The 5,009-nt window shown below is 68.1% G+C and carries 7 protein-coding genes; 2 read left to right on the forward strand and 5 right to left on the reverse strand.

The features are described 5' to 3' along the window. Window positions 1-22: 22 nt before the first annotated feature. The 5 genes from era to PKH97_RS13520 are packed head-to-tail and all read right to left on the reverse strand — an operon-like array spanning window position 23 to window position 4,141. Window positions 23-958 (reverse strand): GTPase Era, encoded by a 936-nt coding sequence (gene era / locus PKH97_RS13500; protein WP_324388041.1) that lies wholly within the window; start codon window positions 956-958, stop codon window positions 23-25. Then, complete coding sequence (locus PKH97_RS13505) at window positions 955-2,271, reverse strand: hemolysin family protein (protein WP_324388042.1); 1,317 nt, start codon at window positions 2,269-2,271, stop codon at window positions 955-957. Before PKH97_RS13505 ends, era begins: the two co-directional genes overlap by 4 nt. Continuing rightward, window positions 2,271-2,732: an rRNA maturation RNase YbeY gene (gene ybeY, locus PKH97_RS13510; protein WP_324388043.1), complete on the reverse strand. Its 462-nt coding sequence runs from the start codon at window positions 2,730-2,732 to the stop codon at window positions 2,271-2,273. The genes PKH97_RS13505 and ybeY overlap by 1 nt, the downstream gene beginning before the upstream one ends. After that, entirely contained in the window at window positions 2,704-3,765 is a 1,062-nt protein-coding gene (locus tag PKH97_RS13515; RefSeq protein ID WP_324388045.1) for a PhoH family protein, read from the reverse strand. The genes ybeY and PKH97_RS13515 overlap by 29 nt, the downstream gene beginning before the upstream one ends. Before the next feature lie 25 nt (window positions 3,766-3,790). After that, complete coding sequence (locus PKH97_RS13520) at window positions 3,791-4,141, reverse strand: histidine triad nucleotide-binding protein (RefSeq protein WP_324388046.1); 351 nt, start codon at window positions 4,139-4,141, stop codon at window positions 3,791-3,793. A 98-nt stretch (window positions 4,142-4,239) separates the two neighbouring features. Here PKH97_RS13520 and PKH97_RS13525 point away from each other — a divergent pair, with 98 nt between their 5' ends. After that, window positions 4,240-4,815, forward strand: coding sequence for a SigE family RNA polymerase sigma factor (locus PKH97_RS13525; RefSeq protein WP_324388048.1), 576 nt, complete (start codon window positions 4,240-4,242; stop codon window positions 4,813-4,815). Beyond that, window positions 4,812-5,009, forward strand: a 198-nt coding sequence (locus tag PKH97_RS13530; protein WP_324388049.1) for a hypothetical protein, incomplete at its 3' end; no start/stop codon positions are given. The genes PKH97_RS13525 and PKH97_RS13530, both read left to right, overlap by 4 nt.

A 5,009-nucleotide genomic window follows, 5' to 3' on the forward strand; every position in this document is an offset into this window, starting at 1 on the left:
AGGTTAGGCACGGGGGCCGGCCTCAGAAACCCAAACGCTGCAGCTGTTTCGGGTCGCGCTGCCAGTCCTTGGCGACCTTGACGCGCAGGTGGAGATACACGCGCTCGCCGAGCAGGGCCTCGATCCCGGCACGAGCCGTGGTCCCGACCTCGCGCAGCCGCGCGCCGCCCCGGCCGATCACGATGGCCTTCTGGGAGTCTCGCTCGACGAAGATGTCGACGCGCACATCCAGCATCGGCCGGCCCTCGGGCTGGTCCTCGCGCGGGGTGATCTCCTCGACCACGACCGCGAGCGAGTGCGGCAACTCATCCCGCACCCCTTCCAGGGCCGCCTCCCGCACCAACTCGGCAATGCGCGTGTCGCTTTCCTCGTCGGTCAGCACATCCTCCGGATAGAGCGGCCCCGGAGCTTCGGGCAGATAGGACGTGAGCACCTTCAACACATCGTCGACCTGGTCGCCACGGCGGGCCGAGCACGGCACGATCGCGGCCCAGTCGGCCAGCTGGTCGATCGCGATCAGGTGCTCCGCCAACCGCTTCTTGTCCACCAGATCGCTCTTGGTCGCGATGGCGACGACGGGCAGCTTCTTGGCCGCCATCAACTCCGAGAGTTCCGCAGCGATGAACCGGTCGCCCGGACCGATTCGTTGGTCCGCAGGCATACAGAAGCCAACGACGTCGACGTCGAGCAGCGTGGCGCGCACGAGGTCGTTCAGCCTCTCTCCCAACAGCGTTCGCGCCTTGTGCAGACCGGGCGTGTCCACCAGAATCAGCTGACTGACCGGCCCGCTGACGATCCCGCGAATCGTATGCCGTGTCGTCTGCGGCTTGGCCGAGGTGATGGCGACCTTGTCGCCGACAAGGGCATTGGTCAGCGTCGACTTGCCCGCATTCGGTCGGCCGACCAGGCAGGCGAAGCCCGCGACATAGGGCTCGGGGGTGGAAGGCTTCGGCGTCATGCGCGCTCCGTCCTGGGTGAGGCTGTCTCGGACATGGCCAGTTCGCCCACCGCATCGACAACCGGCGGAAGCGGTTCGAGGAGGACCGAGGCGATCCGGTGCCGCCGGCCGGCCATCCGCTCGGCGGTGAGCCGGTAGCGGCCGACCTCGCAGTGGGAGCCGAGGATCGGCACCCGACCGAGGTGTTTGGCGATCAGCCCGCCGACGGTGTCGACCTCGTCCTCGTCAAGATCGACATCGAAGTCCTCGGCGAAATCGTCCACGGACATCGAGGCAGGCAGCCGGAATCGCCCGGCACCGAGGTCCTCGACCTTGGGTGCCTCGCGGTCGTACTCGTCGTCGATCTCGCCGACGATCTCCTCAAGGATGTCCTCGATGGTGACCAACCCGGCGGTGCCGCCGTATTCGTCGACGACGATGGCAATGTGCACCGAGTCGCGTTGCATCTCGCGCAGCAGATCATCGACTGGCTTGGACTCGGGGACGAAGGGCATCTGGCGCATCACCGACTCGATCGAGATGGTGCGCAGATCGGCGCCGTCCGAGGTCATCAGGCGCACGACATCCTTCATATAGATCAGGCCGAGCACATCGTCCGGTCCGTCGCCGACGACGGGCAGTCGGGAGAAGCCGGAACGGATGAACAGCGACATCGCCTGCCGGGCGTTCTTGGTGATCTCGATGGCCACCATGTCGGTGCGCGGGACCATGACCGAGCGCGCGACCGTGTCGCCGAGTTCGAAGACGGAGTGGATCATCTCTCGCTCGTCGTCCTCGATGAGGGCGTTCTCGCCGGCGATGTCGACCAGATCGCGCAACTCGGATTCGCTTTGGAACGGGCCGTCCTTGTAGCCACCACCGGTGGCGAGGTTGGCGAGCGAGACCAGGAGGCGAGCGATCGGCCCGAGGAGGCGACGCAGCCATACGACCACGGGCGCGAGGGTCAGACCGACGACGTCGGAGTGGCGGCGTCCGAGGGTGCGGGGCGAGACACCGACGGCGATGAAGGAGACCAGCGTCATGATCGCGATCGAGGTCAGCAAGGGCCGCCAGAACCCGGCGAGTGAGCGTGTCACCGCCAACGTAATGCACACTGCCGCAACGGCTTCCGCCACTGAGCGCAGGAACGCGGTCACCGACAGATAGGCGGCGCTGTCGTTGAGGATCCGGCCGAGCGCCTTCGCTCCACCGCGCCCTTCATCGGCGAGTTCGGCCGCGCGCACCCGACTCGAGCGCGTGATCGCGGCTTCGGCAAGGGCGAGGACGGCCGCGAAGAGCACGCTGGCCGCGGCGACGAGGATCAGGCGAAACATCAGGCCGAGGGGCGGCCCGCGAGGAAGGTCAGGAGCAGTTGGCGCTGCAGGTCGAACATCTCCTTCTCCTCCTCGGGTTCGGCGTGGTCGTAGCCGAGCAGGTGCAAGATGCCGTGCGTGGTCAGGAGCAGCAGTTCCTCGGCGGGCGCGTGACCGGCCTCGTGCGCCTGGCGCGCCGCGACGCTCGGGCACAAGACGATGTCGCCGAGGACGCCTTCCATCGGCGTCTCCCCGTCGCGGCCCGGACGCAACTCGTCCATCGGGAAACTCATCACATCGGTGGGTCCGGGCAGGTCCATCCACTTCTCGTGCAGGACGGCCATGGTCGGCTCGTCGACGAGTCGCAGGCACAGCTCGGCCTGCGGGTGCACCCGCATCTCCCCCATGACATAGCGGGCGAGATCGACGAGTTCGACCTCGTCGACCCGCGCGTCAGTCTCGTTGAGGACGTCGATGCTCACGTTCGTTCCTTCCCTGCTTCGCGGACGTATGCCGTTCGGTGGCGTCCCAGCGCCCGTAGGCTTCGACGATCTCGCCGACCAGGCGGTGGCGGACGACGTCGACCGCCGTCAGATGGGCGAAGTGGACGTCCTCGATGTCGTCGAGGATGCCCTGGACCACCCGCAGGCCGCTCTGCGTGCCACCTGGCAGGTCGACCTGGGTGACGTCACCGGTGACGACGATCTTGGACCCGAACCCGAGCCGGGTCAGGAACATCTTCATTTGCTCAGGCGAGGTGTTCTGCGCCTCGTCGAGGATGATGAAGGCATCGTTAAGGGTCCGTCCCCGCATATAGGCCAGGGGGGCGACCTCGATGGTCCCGGCGGCCATCAGCCGCGGGATGGAATCGGGGTCGAGCATGTCGTGGAGGGCGTCATACAGCGGGCGCAGGTAGGGGTCGATCTTGTCGTTGAGCGTGCCCGGCAGGAAGCCCAGCCGCTCTCCCGCCTCGACTGCGGGCCGGGTCAGGATGATCCGGTTGACCTGCTTGGCCTGCAGGGCGGCAACCGCTTTCGCCATCGCCAGGTAGGTCTTGCCGGTGCCGGCCGGCCCGATCCCGAAGACGATGGTGTGCGCGTCGATGGCGTCGACATACCGCTTCTGGTTGAGCGTCTTGGGCCGGATGGTGCGGCCGCGGTTGCTGACGATATTCATCGTCAGCACATCGGCCGGGCGCTCGATCGTCTGGGCGCGCAGCATGGCGATGGACCGCTCGACCGCATCCCGGTTGAGCGGCTGCCCGGCGGCGATGACGGCCAGCAACTCCTCGATGGTGCGCTCGATGAGCGCAATATCGGCGCTGGGTCCGGTCATCCGGAACTCGTTGCCCCGCACATGGATCTCGACCGCGGGGAACTGGCGCTCCATCGTGCGCAACAGCTCATCGCGTGGCCCCAGGAGGGAAACCATGGGCACCGTTGGCGGGATTTCGACGGAAAAGGTGGGCTGCGTCGCCGGTAGGGGTGCGCTCGCCTCGGGATGGTGTTCAGACATGGGTGGTCGTATTCTACGGGCCCGTTCAGCCCGGGGGCCACGTCATTGCGCGTGCACCGAGCAGGTGCAAGTGCGCGTGGAAGACCTCCTGGCCGGCATCGCGGCCGGTGTTGAAGACCAGTCGATAGCCGTTGGCCAAGCCGTCGTCGGCCGCGACCTGCGCGGCGAGCGCGAAGACGTCGGCGAGTTCCTCCGCCGACGCGGCGGTCAACTCGGCCGCGTCGGCGACGTGCCGCTTCGGGATCACCAGCACATGGGTCGGTGCTTGCGGGTTGATGTCGCGGAAGGCGAGCGAAAGGTCACTCTCCCCCACCACGACCGGCTCGATCTCGCGCCGCACGAACTTGCAGAAGAGGCAATCGGAGGGATCGGTCATACGGCAAGCTTGGCACTTTCCGGCCCGCCGACGGCGTGAGCGCGGCCGCTCCCCCTGCGCAATGTCAACCGAAAGGCTGGCAGCGGCGTGGAGCAGGCGTGACAATCAGCGCTGTGGCGGACTCCCCCGGCGACCTGCGGCGAATGAGCGCCGATGCGGCCATTGCGAGCTTGTATGCCGCGCACTGGTCCGGTCTGGTGCGCCTGGCATGGCTGCTGGTGCGTGACCAGGGCGTCGCCGAGGACATCGTCGCCGACGCGTTGATCGCGCTGCACCGGCGGTGGGACCACCTCGCCGATCGCGATCTCGCGCTCGCCTACCTGCGACGCAGCGTCGTGAACGCCGCGCGCTCGGTCCTGCGCCACCGCACGGTCGAGCGCACCTATGTCGCGCAGCACGGCCGGGCGATCACGGAGGCCACCGCGCCCAGCGCTGAGCACGAGGCCCTGGACGAGGTGGGCAATGCCGGGATGCTCGCCGCCCTCGACCGCCTGCCGCGTCGCCAGCGCGAGGTGCTGGTGCTGCGCTACTACCTGGATCTGAGCGAGGCCCAGATCGCCCACGCTCTCGAGATCGCGCCCGGGTCGGTCAAGGCCCACGCCTCTCGCGGTCTGACCGCCCTCCGCGCCCAACTCGGCCCCGACCCCGACCGAACCACCCGGGAGGACCGATGAAACCCGGCAACGCCGACGGCCTAGGCGACCTGCGCGACCTGCGCGATCTGGAGGAGGCGTTGGCGCAGGCCCTGCACGCCGACGCCGAGCGGATCACGCCGAGCGACCGGCTGGCCGCAATTCAGGCGGCGACGACCTACGAGATCCCGACGCGGCGGCGCGGGCCGCGCCTGTTCACGCTGGTCGCCGCTGCG

Source organism: Nostocoides sp., assembly GCF_035343835.1.
Lineage (GTDB): Bacteria > Actinomycetota > Actinomycetes > Actinomycetales > Dermatophilaceae > Nostocoides_A > Nostocoides_A vanveenii.

Excerpts from the sequence above, each read along its gene's own strand:
- era (WP_324388041.1), bottom strand. The coding sequence starts at position 958 with ATGACGCCGAAGCCTTCCACCCCCGAGCCCTATGTCGCGGGCTTCGCC.
- PKH97_RS13505 (WP_324388042.1), bottom strand. The coding sequence starts at position 2,271 with ATGTTTCGCCTGATCCTCGTCGCCGCGGCCAGCGTGCTCTTCGCGGCC.
- PKH97_RS13515 (WP_324388045.1), bottom strand. The coding sequence starts at position 3,765 with ATGTCTGAACACCATCCCGAGGCGAGCGCACCCCTACCGGCGACGCAG.
- PKH97_RS13520 (WP_324388046.1), bottom strand. The coding sequence starts at position 4,141 with ATGACCGATCCCTCCGATTGCCTCTTCTGCAAGTTCGTGCGGCGCGAG.